The organism is Rhodococcus sp. T2V (assembly GCF_029269925.1).
GTDB lineage: Bacteria > Actinomycetota > Actinomycetes > Mycobacteriales > Mycobacteriaceae > Rhodococcus_F > Rhodococcus_F koreensis.
This window is the reverse complement of sequence record NZ_JARJBD010000111.1, coordinates 16,721-31,078: the sequence shown is the minus strand read 5'-3', so window position 1 is coordinate 31,078 and position 14,358 is coordinate 16,721. Positions and strand designations below refer to the sequence as shown.

At 69.1% G+C, this 14,358-nt stretch carries 12 protein-coding genes; 8 read left to right on the top strand and 4 right to left on the bottom strand.

The genetic code is table 11. The annotated features are described in order from the left end of the window. Positions 1-132: 132 nt before the first annotated feature. The 3 genes from P3H15_RS46445 to P3H15_RS46435 are packed head-to-tail and all read left to right on the top strand — an operon-like array spanning position 133 to position 1,227. Complete coding sequence (locus P3H15_RS46445) at positions 133-552, top strand: DUF1707 domain-containing protein (protein WP_276143500.1); 420 nt, start codon at positions 133-135, stop codon at positions 550-552. Between the two features lies 1 nt (position 553). Beyond that, the gene (locus P3H15_RS46440; RefSeq protein ID WP_276143499.1) at positions 554-892 is read left to right on the top strand and encodes a hypothetical protein; all 339 of its coding nucleotides are present in this window, start codon (positions 554-556) and stop codon (positions 890-892) included. Positions 893-894: 2 nt separating this feature from the next. Then, complete coding sequence (locus P3H15_RS46435; RefSeq protein ID WP_276143501.1) at positions 895-1,227, top strand: VanZ family protein; 333 nt, start codon at positions 895-897, stop codon at positions 1,225-1,227. On the opposite strand, the gene P3H15_RS46430 is transcribed toward P3H15_RS46435, so the two are convergent. From P3H15_RS46430 to P3H15_RS46420, 3 genes are all read right to left on the bottom strand, one after another. Next, a complete protein-coding gene (locus P3H15_RS46430) occupies positions 1,191-1,979 on the bottom strand; it encodes a tyrosine-protein phosphatase (RefSeq protein ID WP_276143498.1) in 789 nt (262 codons plus the stop codon). The genes P3H15_RS46435 and P3H15_RS46430 overlap by 37 nt on opposite strands. After that, on the bottom strand, positions 1,976-3,319 hold the full coding sequence (gene lat, locus P3H15_RS46425; protein ID WP_276143497.1) for an L-lysine 6-transaminase: 1,344 nt from the start codon (positions 3,317-3,319) through the stop codon (positions 1,976-1,978). Before lat ends, P3H15_RS46430 begins: the two co-directional genes overlap by 4 nt. Positions 3,320-3,384: 65 nt before the next feature. Next, on the bottom strand, positions 3,385-3,849 hold the full coding sequence (locus P3H15_RS46420) for an Lrp/AsnC family transcriptional regulator (protein WP_276143496.1): 465 nt from the start codon (positions 3,847-3,849) through the stop codon (positions 3,385-3,387). A 30-nt stretch (positions 3,850-3,879) separates the two neighbouring features. Here P3H15_RS46420 and P3H15_RS46415 point away from each other — a divergent pair, with 30 nt between their 5' ends. From P3H15_RS46415 to P3H15_RS46400, 4 genes are read left to right on the top strand one after another with little or no spacing between them, the layout of a single operon-like run. Then, positions 3,880-5,001, top strand: coding sequence for a DUF1338 family protein (locus tag P3H15_RS46415; protein WP_276143495.1), 1,122 nt, complete (start codon positions 3,880-3,882; stop codon positions 4,999-5,001). After that, the gene (locus tag P3H15_RS46410) at positions 4,998-6,515 is read left to right on the top strand and encodes an aldehyde dehydrogenase family protein (RefSeq protein ID WP_276143494.1); all 1,518 of its coding nucleotides are present in this window, start codon (positions 4,998-5,000) and stop codon (positions 6,513-6,515) included. Before P3H15_RS46415 ends, P3H15_RS46410 begins: the two co-directional genes overlap by 4 nt. Before the next feature lie 30 nt (positions 6,516-6,545). Further along, complete coding sequence (locus P3H15_RS46405; protein ID WP_276143493.1) at positions 6,546-7,550, top strand: acyl-CoA dehydrogenase family protein; 1,005 nt, start codon at positions 6,546-6,548, stop codon at positions 7,548-7,550. A gap of 51 nt (positions 7,551-7,601) precedes the next feature. After that, complete coding sequence (locus P3H15_RS46400) at positions 7,602-7,982, top strand: VOC family protein (RefSeq protein ID WP_276143492.1); 381 nt, start codon at positions 7,602-7,604, stop codon at positions 7,980-7,982. Positions 7,983-8,018: 36 nt separating this feature from the next. Here P3H15_RS46400 and P3H15_RS46395 read toward each other — a convergent pair whose 3' ends face one another. Next, complete coding sequence (locus P3H15_RS46395) at positions 8,019-9,449, bottom strand: HNH endonuclease signature motif containing protein (protein ID WP_276143491.1); 1,431 nt, start codon at positions 9,447-9,449, stop codon at positions 8,019-8,021. A 399-nt stretch (positions 9,450-9,848) separates the two neighbouring features. On the opposite strand from P3H15_RS46395, the gene P3H15_RS46390 reads away from it, so the two are divergent. Continuing rightward, on the top strand, positions 9,849-14,357 hold the full coding sequence (locus P3H15_RS46390; protein ID WP_276143490.1) for an ATP-dependent helicase: 4,509 nt from the start codon (positions 9,849-9,851) through the stop codon (positions 14,355-14,357). Position 14,358 lies beyond the last annotated feature (1 nt).

The following is a 14,358-nucleotide window of genomic DNA, read 5'->3' as shown; positions in this document are numbered from 1 at the left end:
CCGGCCTCGCCGTCGAACCCGGCTCCGCCATCACCCAGGGCACCGTCCTCGCCGAACTGAAATAGGCGCCTGCACCACTCGTGAGTCCTTCTCGGCCCCAAGGTCGAGAAGGACTCACAGTAGTCTGTACGCATGTCTGACGTTCCCGAGATCCGTATCGGCACAGCCGAACGTGAGCAGGCCCTGACCTCGTTGAGCGAACATTTCGCCGCGGGCCGTCTGACGGTCCCCGAGTTCGACGAGCGCAGTCTTGCGGTCACGAATGCCACCACCCGCGGCGAACTCGATCGAGTGTTCACCGACCTCCCCGCGACCACGGCCGCCGCGCCCGCCAAGGCCGACGCAGCGGACACCGGCCACGACCAGAACTGGCGTCGCATCGTGATGTCGGTGATCCCGCTCATCGCCCTCGTGCTGTTCTTCGTCGTCCCCGTCGACAACAGCTGGCTGTTCTTCCTGATGATCCCTGCCGCCGGCGCCATCCTGTTCGGCACCCGCGACGACCGGCACGATCGAGATCGTCGCCGCGGCCGCCGCGACCGGGACCGCTGACATGGAACCGGTGGAGGTCAATGCAGGCGGCTGGTATCTGCGCGCGCTGCGCGAGGACGAGCGCGTCAACGACCGTCCGGCGCTCGCGGACGGTGGAATTACCGACCCCGGCTACATCGCCCGCCGCACGGCGCAGTGGCTGAGCGACGAGCACTATTCGTGGGCGATCTGCCAGCCCAACACCGGCGAGCTGCTCGCGGAGGTGGGGCTCACTCCGTCCGGTGAGTCCGCGACCCTCACCGGGTGGGCGCGGGCCGGTCACGAGGACGCGCTCGCGAGCGGATCGGATGCGGTGCAACGGTTTGCGGAGGGCGCACTGGGGTTCACGGTCCAGCGGTGAGTATGCGTTCCGTTCCGGTGGCGGCGCTCACCGTGCTGGCGCTGGTGATGTTGTTGTCCCCCGCGTCCGCGACGCCGTCGGGTCCCGAACATGCCGACAAGGTGGTGCACACGCTGCTGTTCGCGGCGCTGGCCGCCGCCTCCCGGTATGCCCTTCTGACGCCACGGATCACGGTGCTCTGGCTCGCGGCGTTCGCGGTGATCACCGAGATACTGCAGGGCGTGCTGCCGATCGGCAGGCACGGTTCGGTCTGGGATCTCGGCGCGGACATGGTGGGGGTGGCGATCGGGTTGTCCGCTCAGTCCGCGATCATGCGCTCACGCAGCAGAGTCTGAATTCCCGCGTCGAGGCCGAGTCCGTCGGAGAAGTACCGCTCGACCGTCCCGTACCGCTCGCGCATGACGGCCAGCGACACCTGCAGATACTGCTCGCGGACCCCGAGCACAGGCTCGAGCAGCGCCGGATCTCCACCCGCGTCGACGAACTTCTCGAACACGCCCGCGAACGCCGGCAGCAGGAGTTCGTTGGTCAGCAGATAGTCGTGGAACACGTCGTCCTCGGCGACCCCGAGGAGCAGCAGCAGCGCCGCCGTGGCCCACCCCGTCCGGTCCTTCCCAGTGGTGCAGTGCACGAGGGCGGGCGTGTTGCCGTTCGACGCCAGACCGCCGAACAGTTCCCGGTACGAGGACACCGCACTGGGCATCACGACGAAATCGCGGTAGCTGCCCTCGAAGTACTCGATCGCGCGTCCGCCGCCGAGTTCGCGTTCGGCGATCATCGGGTCGGCGATCACCTGCAGCATCTGCGCGGGGATCGAGCGGATCCCCTTGTCGGCGAGCACGTCCAACGCGACCGCGCGGGCCCCGTTCGGGAGTATGTCGGGGGCCGCGTCACGCTCGTCGGCGGTCCGCAGGTCGTACACCGTCCGGATCCCGAGGCCGTCGAGCAGCGGCATGTCCGTGTCCGCGACCCGGCTGAGATCGGTCGAACGGTAGAACACACCGGTGCGCACCTTCGCGCCGTCCCCGGTTCGATATCCGCCGACGTCTCGCAGATTGGGCACGGACGTGAGCGGAATCGGCGTCATGCGTCGACGGTACCGCCCAGCACCCGTGCCAGTGCATCCACGGCGGCGTCGAGTTCCGCGGTCGTCACCGTCAGCGGTGGACGGAACCTGATCCCGCGCTTGTCGGTGGGCAGGATCAGCACCCGCTCCCGGTCCCGCAGGTCCGCGACGACCCGGTCCCGCCGCTGCGGGGTGGGAAGCGTGATCGCGCACATCAGGCCCCGCCCGCGCGGCTCGGTCACGTCGGCGTTCGCCCGCGCGAGTTCCCGGAGCCGTCCGAGAAGGTGCGCCCCCGTCATGCGGGCCCGGTCGACGAGCCTGTCCTCCTCGACGATCTCGAGGATCCGGCGGGACCGCACCATGTCGGTAAGGTTGCCGCCCCAGGTCGAGTTGATCCGCGAGCTGACGGCGAACACGTTGTCGGGGATCTCGTCCACCCTGCCGCCGGCCATGATTCCGCAGACCTGGGTCTTCTTGCCGAACGCGACGACGTCGGGGTGCACCCCCAGTTGCTGGTACGCCCAGGCGGTTCCGGTGAGACCGCAGCCGGTCTGCACCTCGTCGAAGACGAAGAGGGCGTCGTTCTCGCGGCAGAGTGCCTCCATCGCCTGGAAGAATTCCGGGCGGAAGTGGTGGTCTCCACCCTCACCCTGGATCGGCTCGGCGATGAAACAGGCAACGTCCGAGGGGTTCTCGGCGAACGCGCGACGCGCCTGATCCAGTGCGTGCCGTTCGGCTTCCTCGACGTCCCGTCCGTCCGCGAGGTACGGGGAGTCGATGCGCGGCCAGTCGAACTTGGGGTACCGCGCCACCTTGCCGGGCTCGGTGTTGGTGAGCGACATGGTGTATCCGCTGCGCCCGTGGAAGGCCTCGGTCAGATGGAGCACCTTCGTGCCGAGTGCCGGGTCGAGGCCCCGGCTCTCGTTGAGCCTGCTCTTCCAGTCGAACGCCACCTTCAGCGCGTTCTCGACGGCGAGCGCACCACCGTCGATGAAGAAGAGGTGCGGTAGTGCGGGATCGCCCAGCACCCGGGCGAACGTCTCGACGAACCGTGCCATCGGGACGGTATAGATGTCGGAGTTGCTCGGTTTGTTGATCGCCGCCGCCGCCAGTTCCCGGCGAAACGCGTCGTCGTCCGCCAGTGCGGGGTGGTTCATCCCGAGGGCCGATGACGCGAAGAATCCGAACATGTCCAGATAGCTGGTGCCGTCCCGCAGGTCGACGAGATGCGTGCCGCGTGAGCGGTCCAGGTCGAGCACCAGGTCGAACCCGTCGACCAGAATGCGCTCGCGCAGCACGTCGTGCACCTGGCTCGCCGGCAGCTCGCCCCCATCTCCGGTAAAACGAATCGCTGTGCTCATACCGAGAGATTACGTCAAAATTCCTGTCTGTCGGCGACGATTCGGCAACATATCCGGTACAGCACTCACTTGTCGTAAAATGTTTGCAAGATGATGGTGCTGCGCGTATGCACGTTGGCGGTGGCGCGGATCTCCTGCAAGAGGTGTTCCAGCTCCCGCGGCGAGGCGACGCGCACCAGCAGCACGTAGCTCTCATCCCCCGCGACCGAGTGGCACGCCTCGATCGCGGGAAGGTTCCGCAATCGGGCGGGCGCGTCGTCGGGCTGCGACGGATCGAGAGGGGTGATCGCGACGAATGCGGACAGACCGTGCCCGAGCGCGTCCGGATCGATCTTCGCGGTGTACCCGCGGATCACTTTGCGGGCCTCGAGTCTGCGCACCCTCGACTGCACCGCGGAGATCGACAGCCCGGCCTTCTCGGCGAGTGTCGCCAGGGTCGCCCGGCCGTCGGCCACCAGCTCCTGCATCAGTACCCGATCGATGTCGTCGAGAGGAGTATGGGGTGCGTCGCTACGGAAAGATTCCACCACCAGCGCAGGCTAGCCCAGCGGAGGTGCATCATGGTTGAAACGTGGGAGCTCCGCGCCCGCTTCGCCCGCGCACTGGGCGCGGCATACGGCCGGACGGTGCCCGCCTACGACACGCTGGTCGAGGTGGCCGACGAGGTCAACGCGGACTTCGCGGCGAGAAACCCGGCCGGCGCCGAACGCCGGGGTGGCCTCGCCCGGATCACCGTGGAGCGCCACGGCGCAATCCGCCTGGGTGGGCCCACGGAGCTTCGTCAGGCCGCCATCCTGTTCTCGGGTTTCGGGATGCACCCCGTCGGCTGCTACGACCGGCGCGGTGCACCCGATCCCGCGCCCGTCGTCTCGACGGCGTTCCGTCCCGTCGACCCGATCGAACTGGCCCGCAACCCGTTCGGGATGTTCACGTCGATGCTCACCACGGCCGATCGCCGGTTCTTCGACGGCGATCTGCAGCACCGCCTCGAGAATGTCCTCGCCGCCCGCAGCGTGTTTCCCACGGAGCTGTTGCACCTGGCCGCGCTCGCGACCGAGGAGGGCGGGCTGACCGCGCCGACGGCGGAACGGTTCGTCGCGCTCGCGGTCGCGGCGTTCGCACCGTCGGACACCGCGGCCGACCGATCCTGGCTCTCCGCGCTCGAACGCGTCGCACCCGTCGCCGCCGACCTCGGTGGGCGCACGGGCGTGCGGGTCGTGCACCTCGCACCGCGAGTCTTCGACATCGACGACCTGTGCCGTCGGTCGGCCCGGCACGGTCTGAGAAGGATCGACGGCATCGACCATCGGCCCGTCCGGGGTGGCCCGGACGTCCTGGTGCGGCGGGTGTCGTTCGGCGCCGCCGGCACACCGGGCGGCGTCCTCGTGGCGGAATCACGCGGCATCGCACTGACACCCGAAGGACAGGAACTGTACGCCGCCCACGGCGACGACGACATTCCGCAGACGGAGGCTGAACTGGAGGCGCGGGGTCTGGCGTATTTCACCCACCGCCGCACCGGCGCGGAGCCGATCCTCTACGAGGACTTCCCGCCGATGCCGGTCGACTCGGGCCCCGACCACCTACCGTGGCTCTCCGAGACACTCGGCCGGGCCGTGCACGACCCGTTCACGCTCTACCGACAGCAGCAGGACCATTCCCGAGAGAGGACAGCATCGTGAACCTTCCCGCCCCCGAGGAGTTGTGCCGACGCGCCGAGGAAGCACTGATCAGATGCGGTGCCGAGATCACCGACGGCGGTGGACCGCTCGTCGCGCGCACACCGATCACCGGGACCGAACTGCGCACGGTGACGGCGAGCAGCGCGGAGGACGTGGACCGGGCGATCACCGCGGCCCACGAGGCCTTCCGCGAATGGCGTTCCGTCCCTGCCCCCCAGCGCGGCGCCGTGGTGCGCCGTCTGGGTCAGCTCCTGACCGAACACAAGACCGATCTGGCGGAACTGGTCACCCTCGAGGCAGGCAAGATTCCGTCCGAGGCACAGGGCGAAGTGCAGGAGATGATCGACATCTGCGAATTCGCGGTCGGTCTGTCCCGCCAGTTGTACGGCAAGACAATGGCGTCGGAACGTCCGGGACATCGGCTGATGGAGACATGGCATCCGCTGGGAGTCGTCGGGGTGATCTCGGCGTTCAACTTCCCGGTGGCCGTGTGGTCGTGGAACACCGCGGTCGCGCTGGTCTGCGGTGACACGGTGGTGTGGAAGCCGTCGGACCGGACGCCGCTGACGGCGATCGCCTGCGACGCCCTGCTGACGCGCGCCGCCCGGGACGTCGGTGCACCCGCCGGGATCCACGCCCTGATCCAGGGCGCGGGGGACGTCGGCGAACGGCTCGTCGACGACGCACGTGTCGCGTTGGTCAGCGCCACCGGTTCGGTGCGGATGGGTCGCGCCGTGGGGCCGCGCGTCGCCGCGCGCTTCGGCAAATGCCTGCTCGAACTGGGCGGCAACAACGCGGCGGTGGTGGCACCGTCCGCCGATCTCGATCTGACCGTGCGGGGCGTCGTGTTCTCCGCCGCGGGCACCGCGGGACAACGCTGTACGTCGCTGCGACGGCTGATCGTGCACTCGTCCGTCGCCGACGAACTGGTGGAGCGCATCTCTTCGGCGTACGGCCAGCTGAAGGTCGGGAACCCGTTCGACGACGGCGTCCTCGTCGGCCCGCTGGTGAACCGCTCCGCGTTCGACGCGATGCAGACCGCGCTGGACAAGGCCCGCGCCGACGGCGGGACCGTCGTCTGCGGTGGCGAACGCAGCGGTGGCAGCGACTCCGCCTACTACGTCTCGCCCGCACTCGTCCGGATGCCCGCGCAGACGTCGGTGGTGCGGGAGGAGACGTTCGCACCGATCCTCTACGTGCTCACCTACGAAGACTTCGACCAGGCGATCGCGTTGCACAACGAAGTGCCCCAGGGACTCTCGTCGTCGATCTTCACCACCGATCAGCGCGAGGCCGAGAGGTTCCTGGCGGCAGACGGTTCCGACTGCGGCATCGCGAACGTCAACATCGGCACGTCGGGGGCGGAGATCGGCGGGGCGTTCGGCGGCGAGAAGGAGACGGGCGGCGGACGCGAGTCCGGATCCGACGCGTGGAAGGCCTACATGCGCCGTGCGACGAACACCGTCAACTACTCCGATCGACTCCCGCTCGCGCAGGGGGTGGAGTTCACCTGACGGGCGGTGTCGACCGGCTACTCTCGGGGCGTGAGCAACTGGACCGAGATGGCGCGTGAGATCGCCGAGGACGTGCTGTTCCCGGTGGCCGACAGCGTCGATGCCGACGGCGAGATTCCCGACAGCCACTTCGAGACCCTCGCCGCCGACGGCTTCTACGGACTCGCGGCACCCGGCGAAGAGGGAGTGACGCCGTCGGTGCTGGTCGACGTGATGGAGACGTTGTGCGGCGGCTGCCTCGCGACGGCGTTCACGTGGATGCAGCATCACGGTGTCGTCGCCGGTCTCGCCGGTTCACCGAACACGACCCTGCAGGATCGGTACCTCGACGGACTCGTCGACGGCACGGTGCGGGCCGGCGTCGCTCTGGCCGGAGCGATTCCCGTCCCGCCCACCTTGTGGGCGCGCAGCGTCGACGACGGCTACGTGCTCGACGGGGTGTCGCCGTTCGTCACCGGCTGGGGCATCGTCGATCTGCTCCAGGTATCGGCTCGCGACGAATTCGACGACTCCATCGTGCACGTCATCATTCCCGCACAACCGCTGCGCGGACTCACCGCCGAGGAACTCCCGCTGATCGCGGCACGGGGGTCGAACACGGTCCGGCTGAAATTCGACGGGCTCGCCGTACCGCGGGATCTGGTGAGCGCCGTCGTCTCCCCCGAAGACTTCGCGAAGAGCCAACTGTTCGGGTCGTGGATCAACGGGTGCATGGCGATGGGAATCACCCGGCGGGCGATCAGCGAACTGCACGCCTTCGGCGTCGACGCGGACCCGTTCGAGGAGCAGGCCGCCCGGGCACGTCTCGACCTGAACGCGGCACTCGAAGGCCGGGCGGAGATCGCCGAAGCGCGCGCCCGCGCTTCGGAACTCGCCATCCGTACCGCCACCGCCCTCGTCACCGCGAAGGGTAGTTCCGCCCTGCTCGCGGGAAACACGGCGGAACGACTGATGCGTGAAGCCACCTTCACACTCGTCGCAGCGGGACGTCCGGCGATCAAGTCCGCGTTGCTGCAGCGCCTCGGCCGCGACTAGCGCGTGGCTCCGTGTATCCCGACAGATCCAAGCTGAAAGTGGGTTTCGTCGATGGCATGCCGCATCAGTGAACTCGTGCTCGGTTGCCGCGACCCCGAGGTGCTGGCCCGGTTCTGGTGCGAGGTCCTGGACTTCGTGGTGCTCGACCGCGAGGGTGACGGAAGCATCGAGATCGGGCCACGCGAAGGGTTCGGCGGCCCGCAGCCGACGATCATCCTCAGCCGCCGAGACGAACCGGAGCCCGGGAAACCCCGGCTGCACATCGACGTCAATGCCACCGACCGCGATCAGGACGCCGAACTCGAACGCCTCCTGAAACTCGGCGCCCGCCCGGCCGACATCGGCCAGACCGGCGAAGAGCCCTGGCACGTCCTCGCCGATCCCGAAGGCAACGAATTCTGCCTGCTCCGGGCCCGCCTCGCTCCACTCTGACCGCCGATCTCGCGACGGTGTGAATACAGGCCTCGGCTAAGGCACTCGGTCGTCGGTTCGCACCCGGTCACGGAGCCTCCGGCGAGCACGATCGATCAGCTCACCGGCGTGGTGCCGGTGATTGATTCGCGGCTTTCTCTCCGGGTCGATGTGTGGTGGCGGTATCCATTCGGTGCGTCCCGCGTACACGTCGCCGGGTGGCGCGCTGGTGGTCGCCCAGCCGGCAGGCCCGTCGTTGACCCGCGCATGGCAGGCGTCGCACACGAGCGTCAGCGAGTCGATGTCGGTGCGCCCGCCATTGCGCCACTCCTGCACGTGGTGGACGGCGCAGATACTGGCCGGTGCTGCGCAGCCCGCTCGTGTGCATCCACCTTCGGCGGCGATGAGAGCGAGCCGTTGGTCCGCGCTCGCCACGCGTCGAAGCCGTCCGAGATGCAGGGGCCTGCCGTCGTGGTCGAACAGGACGAGGACCGGGTGGGCGTTCTCCGCGAGTTTCAACGCGTCGTCGAGAGGAAGGAGACCGCCGGTCGCCGTGGTCGCCACACCGCCCGCCACTTTCTCGAGTTGATCGAGCGTCATGGTGATGATCGCCGTGACGGGCAGACCCCGGTGCCGACCCAGGACCTGAGATTCGAGCACGACCCTGAATATCGCACCGAGGGCGTCGTGGTTGCGTTGCGCCGCGGTGCGCGTGTCCCGCGCCGCCGCCGCGACCAACGCTTCACGATCGATCGACGGATCCTCGGCGTCGCCGCGGGGAGACGCCGGGTCGTCCGGATTGTTCATGCCGGGGCGGGCCCATTTCGCGAGAATCGGGTCGAGGAGGGCGCGCGCGGTGGGGTCGAGTTCACCGGAGATCTTCGACATCAGTTCGGTGTCCTGACGACCGAGTGAGATGCCGCGCCGGCGAGCCCGATCACGATCGTCCGCGAGGCGCCCGTCGGGATCGAGGTAGGCGAGCAGTCGGTGACCGGCACTCTCGACGTCCTCCGGGGTGCCACCACGCGCGCACTCGGCCAGGATCGCTTCGGCTGCGGCGACGTCCGCATTCGACACGGCGTGCGGGATCTTGCGCATGATCTTCGAGACCGCCCGGGCGTGATCGGGGCCGATGACACCCTCGCGTTGCGCGGCGGCCGTTTCCGGCAGTGCAGCCGGCAGGTCGTCGCCCGATAGCGTCTGCCAGGCGCCGAGATTGCGGGCAGCCGACACCCGGGCCGACGCATCCGTCGCCGACACGCGCAGCACCTCGACCAGCAGTTTGTTCGGTGAGTTGTAGCCGAGCGTCGCGTGCAGCGAGCGTTCGACACTCTCGACGATCAGCCGATGCGAGACCGCGCCTGCGCGGCGGAGGGACTTCTCGAGTTGCTGCATCGTCAGCGTCACATCGGAATCCGACACACCCGTGAGGTCCGCGTCGAGCAGGCCCGTGACGGCAGCAGCCAGCGCAGTCAGGTGTTCCGTCACCTGATCCGCCGCCAACCCCCCTGGTCGAACCCATGTTCGAATCATACTGCGACCCACCGACAAGTTCGCAGATCGATGCACACACGGCGGATCGAACGTTCGACCATCCGCCTACGCGGAGGTCTGCGATCACCTGCTCGCATTCGGGTACGGCGACTCCCACCTGCTGGCGGAGTTCCTGGCATCCGAATTCGGTATCCGAATTCGTCCTTCGACAGCACGGACACGTCGACGAGCACGGCCGTGTTGCCGGGCGAACAGTTCCCCCGCGTGATACCTCACCACCGAGCGTCCAGGTGGGAGCTCGACTCCGGTTCCGATCGCCCCCGGACGGAAGAATTCCGGAGACCGCACACCATGTCTCCTCCGCCTGTCAGACCCCCGGTGCAGTATGGAACGGTGACCGACGTCCTGGGCAGGTTCTCCGCTGCCACCCGCGAGTGGTTCGGCGGTGCGTTTCCCGCGCCGACGGCCGCGCAGCTCGGTGCGTGGGAGTCGATCGCCAGCCGAGCGCACACGCTGGTCGTCGCCCCGACCGGTTCGGGCAAGACGCTGTCCGCGTTCCTGTGGTCCCTCGACCAGCTCGCGGCCACGGACGGGAAGGACCGCAAGACCAAGGTTCTCTACATCTCCCCACTCAAGGCACTCGGGGTCGACGTCGAACGCAACCTGCGGGCCCCGCTCGTCGGGATCACGCAGACGGCCAAGCGGCTCGGTCTCACGCCGCCGGAGATCTCGGTGGGGGTCCGCTCCGGCGACACACCGGCCGGCGACCGGCGCGCGCTGATCAAGAATCCGCCCGACATCCTCATCACCACCCCCGAGTCGCTGTTCCTCATCCTCACGTCCGCCGCGCGCGAGACGCTGACGCAGGTCGACACGGTCATCGTCGACGAAGTGCACGCGGTGGCCGGCACGAAGCGCGGCGCGCACCTGGCGTTGTCGCTCGAACGCCTCGACCGGCTTCTCGACACCCCTGCTCAGCGCATCGGGCTGTCGGCGACGGTGCGGCCACACGAGGAGGTGGGCCGGTTCCTGTCCGGGTCGGCGCCGATCCGGATCGTGGCACCGCCGTCGCCGAAGACGTTCGACCTCACCGTGCAGGTTCCGGTGGAGGACATGACCGAACTCGGTCTCGCCGAGCCCGCCGAGGGTTCGGCCTCGGCGACCCCGCAGGCGGGGTCGATCTGGCCGCACGTCGAGGAGCAGATCGTCGATCTCGTGCTGGCGCACCGGTCGTCCATCGTGTTCGCGAACTCGCGGCGGCTCGCCGAGCGCCTGACCGCACGACTCAACGAGATCTACGCCGAACGCGCCGGGACCGCGGTCGACAAGAACCCGAAACCGGCCTCGCAGATCGGCACCCCGTCCGAGGTCAACTTCGGTGCGGACCCGCTGCTCGCCCGCGCCCACCACGGGTCGGTCAGCAAGGACCAGCGTGCCCTGATCGAGGACGACCTGAAGTCGGGGCGGCTGCGGTGCGTGGTCGCGACCAGCAGCCTCGAACTCGGAATCGACATGGGTGCCGTCGATCTGGTGATCCAGGTGGAGGCGCCCCCGTCCGTGGCGAACGGTCTGCAGCGCGTCGGCCGCGCCGGACACCAGGTCGGGGAGATCTCCCGGGGTGTGGTGTTCCCGAAGCACCGCACCGATCTCGTGCACTGCGCCGTCACCGTCGAGCGGATGGTCACCGGCAAGATCGAGGCACTCGCCGTCCCCGCCAACCCGCTCGACATCCTCGCCCAGCACACGGTGGCGGCCACCGCGCTCGAACCGCTCGACGTGGACGACTGGTTCGAGACGGTACGGCGCAGTGGCTCCTTCGCGACGCTGCCGCGCTCGGCGTACGAGTCCACCCTCGACCTGCTCGCGGGCCTCTACCCGTCCGACGAGTTCGCCGAACTCCGGCCCCGCCTCGTCTGGGACCGCGAGGCCAACACGCTCACCGGACGCCCCGGCGCGCAGCGGCTGGCGGTCACGTCGGGCGGCGCCATCCCCGACCGCGGTCTGTTCACCGTCTACATGGTCGGTGAGAAGGCGTCCCGGGTCGGCGAACTCGACGAGGAGATGGTGTACGAGTCGCGGGTCGGTGACGTCTTCGCGCTCGGTGCCACCAGCTGGCGGATCGAGGAGATCACCTTCGACCGGGTGCTGGTCAGTCCCGCCTACGGCCAGCCGGGTCGGCTGCCGTTCTGGCACGGCGACGGTCTGGGCAGGCCTGCGGAACTGGGCGAGGCGCTGGGACAGTTCCTGCGGGAGATCTCGCTCGGGCACGAGACCGAGGTGCAGGAGCGCTGCCGGACCGGTGGGCTCGATGAGAACGCCACGAACAATCTCGTACAGCTCGTCACCGAGCAGAAGAAAGCCACCGGGCAGGTCCCCACCGACCGCACCCTGGTGGTCGAACGGTTCCGCGACGAACTCGGCGACTGGCGGCTGATCCTGCACTCGCCGTACGGCCAACGCGTTCATGCGCCGTGGGCGCTGGCGGTCAGTGCCCGGTTGAGCGAGCGTTACGGCCTCGACTCGAACGCCACGGCATCCGACGACGGCATCATCGTGCGCCTCCCCGACACCGAGGACACCCCGCCCGGAGCCGACCTCTTCGTCTTCGACACCGACGAGATCGAGGACATAATCACCGAACAGGTCGGCGGGTCGGCGCTGTTCGCGTCCCGGTTCCGTGAGTGTGCGGCCCGGGCGCTGCTGCTGCCCCGACGAACCCCGGGCAAGCGTGCACCGCTGTGGCAGCAACGGCAGCGGTCCGCCCAGTTGCTCGACGTGGCCCGCCGGTATCCGACGTTCCCGGTCCTGCTCGAGACCGTCCGCGAGTGCCTGCAGGACGTGTACGACCTGCCGGCGCTGAAGGACCTGCTGCGCAGGCTCGCACGACGGCAGATCCGGATCGTCGAGGTGGAGACGCAGTCGCCGTCACCGTTCGCCGGCGCGCTGCTGTTCAACTACGTCGGCGAGTTCATGTACGAGGGCGACAGCCCGCTCGCCGAACGCCGGGCCGCTGCTCTGTCCCTGGATTCGACGCTGCTGGCGGAACTGCTCGGCCGGGTGGAACTGCGCGAACTGCTCGACGCCGACGTCATCGCCCGCGCCGAACTCGAACTCCAGCGACTGCTCCCCGACCGCAAGGCGAAGGACCTCGAGGGCGTCGCCGACCTCCTGCGCCTGCTGGGGCCGCTGACCTCCGACGAGGTCGCCGCACGGTCGACCGGCGATCCGGCCCCCTGGCTCGACGAACTCGTGCGTGCGAAGCGGGCGCTCAGCGTGTCCTTCGCCGGTCGCGAATGGTGGACGGCCATCGAGGATGCGGCACGCCTGCGCGACGGGCTCGGGGTGCCGCTGCCCATCGGGGTTCCCGCCGCGTTCATCGAACCCGTCGACGATCCGCTGGCCGATCTGATCAGCCGGTACGCCCGCACCCACGGCCCGTTCACGATCACCGACGCCGCGGCCCGTTTCGGTCTCGGTTCGGCGGTGGCCCGCGACGTCCTGCAGCGGCTCGCACAAGGCAAGCGGGTGGTCGAGGGCGAGTTCCGCCCCGGCGCGACGGGCAGCGAATGGTGCGATGCCGAGGTCCTGCGACGTCTGCGCAGGCGTTCGCTGGCCGCAGCGCGTCAGGAGGTCGAGCCGGTCAGCACGGCGACGCTCGGCCGCTTCCTCCCCGCCTGGCAGCACGTCGGGGGCACGCTGCGCGGTATCGACGGCGTCGCGACCGTCGTGGAACAGCTTGCCGGCGTTCCGGTTCCCGCGTCGGCACTCGAATCACTGATCCTGCCGTGCCGGGTGGCCGACTACTCCCCCGCCATGCTCGACGAACTCACGTCCACCGGTGAGGTGTTGTGGTCGGGGGCGGGCGGCATCTCCGGCAAGGACGGGTGGGTGTGCCTCCACCCCGCCGACACCGCACCGCTCACGCTCACCACGCCCACGGAATCGGACCTGACCGACGTGCAGAACCGGGTGCTCGACACGCTGTCCGGCGGCGGCGCGTACTTCTTCCGGCAACTCGCGGACACCCTCGAGATATCCGACGACACCGCGCTGGCCACCGCTTTGTGGGATCTGGTGTGGCTGGGCCACATCGGCAACGACACTCTCGCTCCGGTGCGCGCCCTGCTGTCGGACACGTCCAGGACCACCACGAGCCACCGCTCGCCGCGACGTCCCCCGCGCGCCCGGGCGTATCGCGGCCTGACGGTCCCGGTGCGCACCGCACCGCCCACCGTCGGGGGACGGTGGTCGATTCTGCCCGCCGCCGAATCCGATGCCACGCTGCGGGCCAGCGCCACCGCCGAACTGCTGTTGGAGCGGTACGGGGTGGTGACCCGCGGGTCCGTGACGACGGAGAACGTTCCGGGCGGCTTCGCGCTGATGTACAAGGTGCTGGGCACGTTCGAGGACAACGGCCGCTGCCGGCGGGGACACTTCGTCGAGTCGCTCGGCGGTGCGCAGTTCTCCACTCCCCCCGTCGTGGACCGACTCCGGAGCTACGGCGATTCGCTCGAGGGCAGGCACACCACGCTGCCTGCCGTGACGCTCGCCGCCAGCGATCCCGCCAACCCGTACGGTGCGGCCCTGCCGTGGCCGCGGCGCGGCGCCGACGCGCCCGCGCACCGGCCCGGACGCAAGGCCGGCGGCCTGGTGGTGCTGGTGGAGGGCGAACTGATCCTGTTCGTCGAACGCGGCGGGCGCACCGTCCTCACGTTCACCGAGGACCCGGGTGTGCTCCGCACCGCGGCCGTCACGCTCGCCGGGGTCGTCAAGCGCGGTGGGATCGACAGGATCGTGGTCGAGAAGGTGGACGGCGACACCATCCACGGCAGCGACTTCGCACCGATCCTGACCGAGGCCGGGTTCTCGCCCACTCCACGCGGTTTCCGGTTGCGAGCCTGAC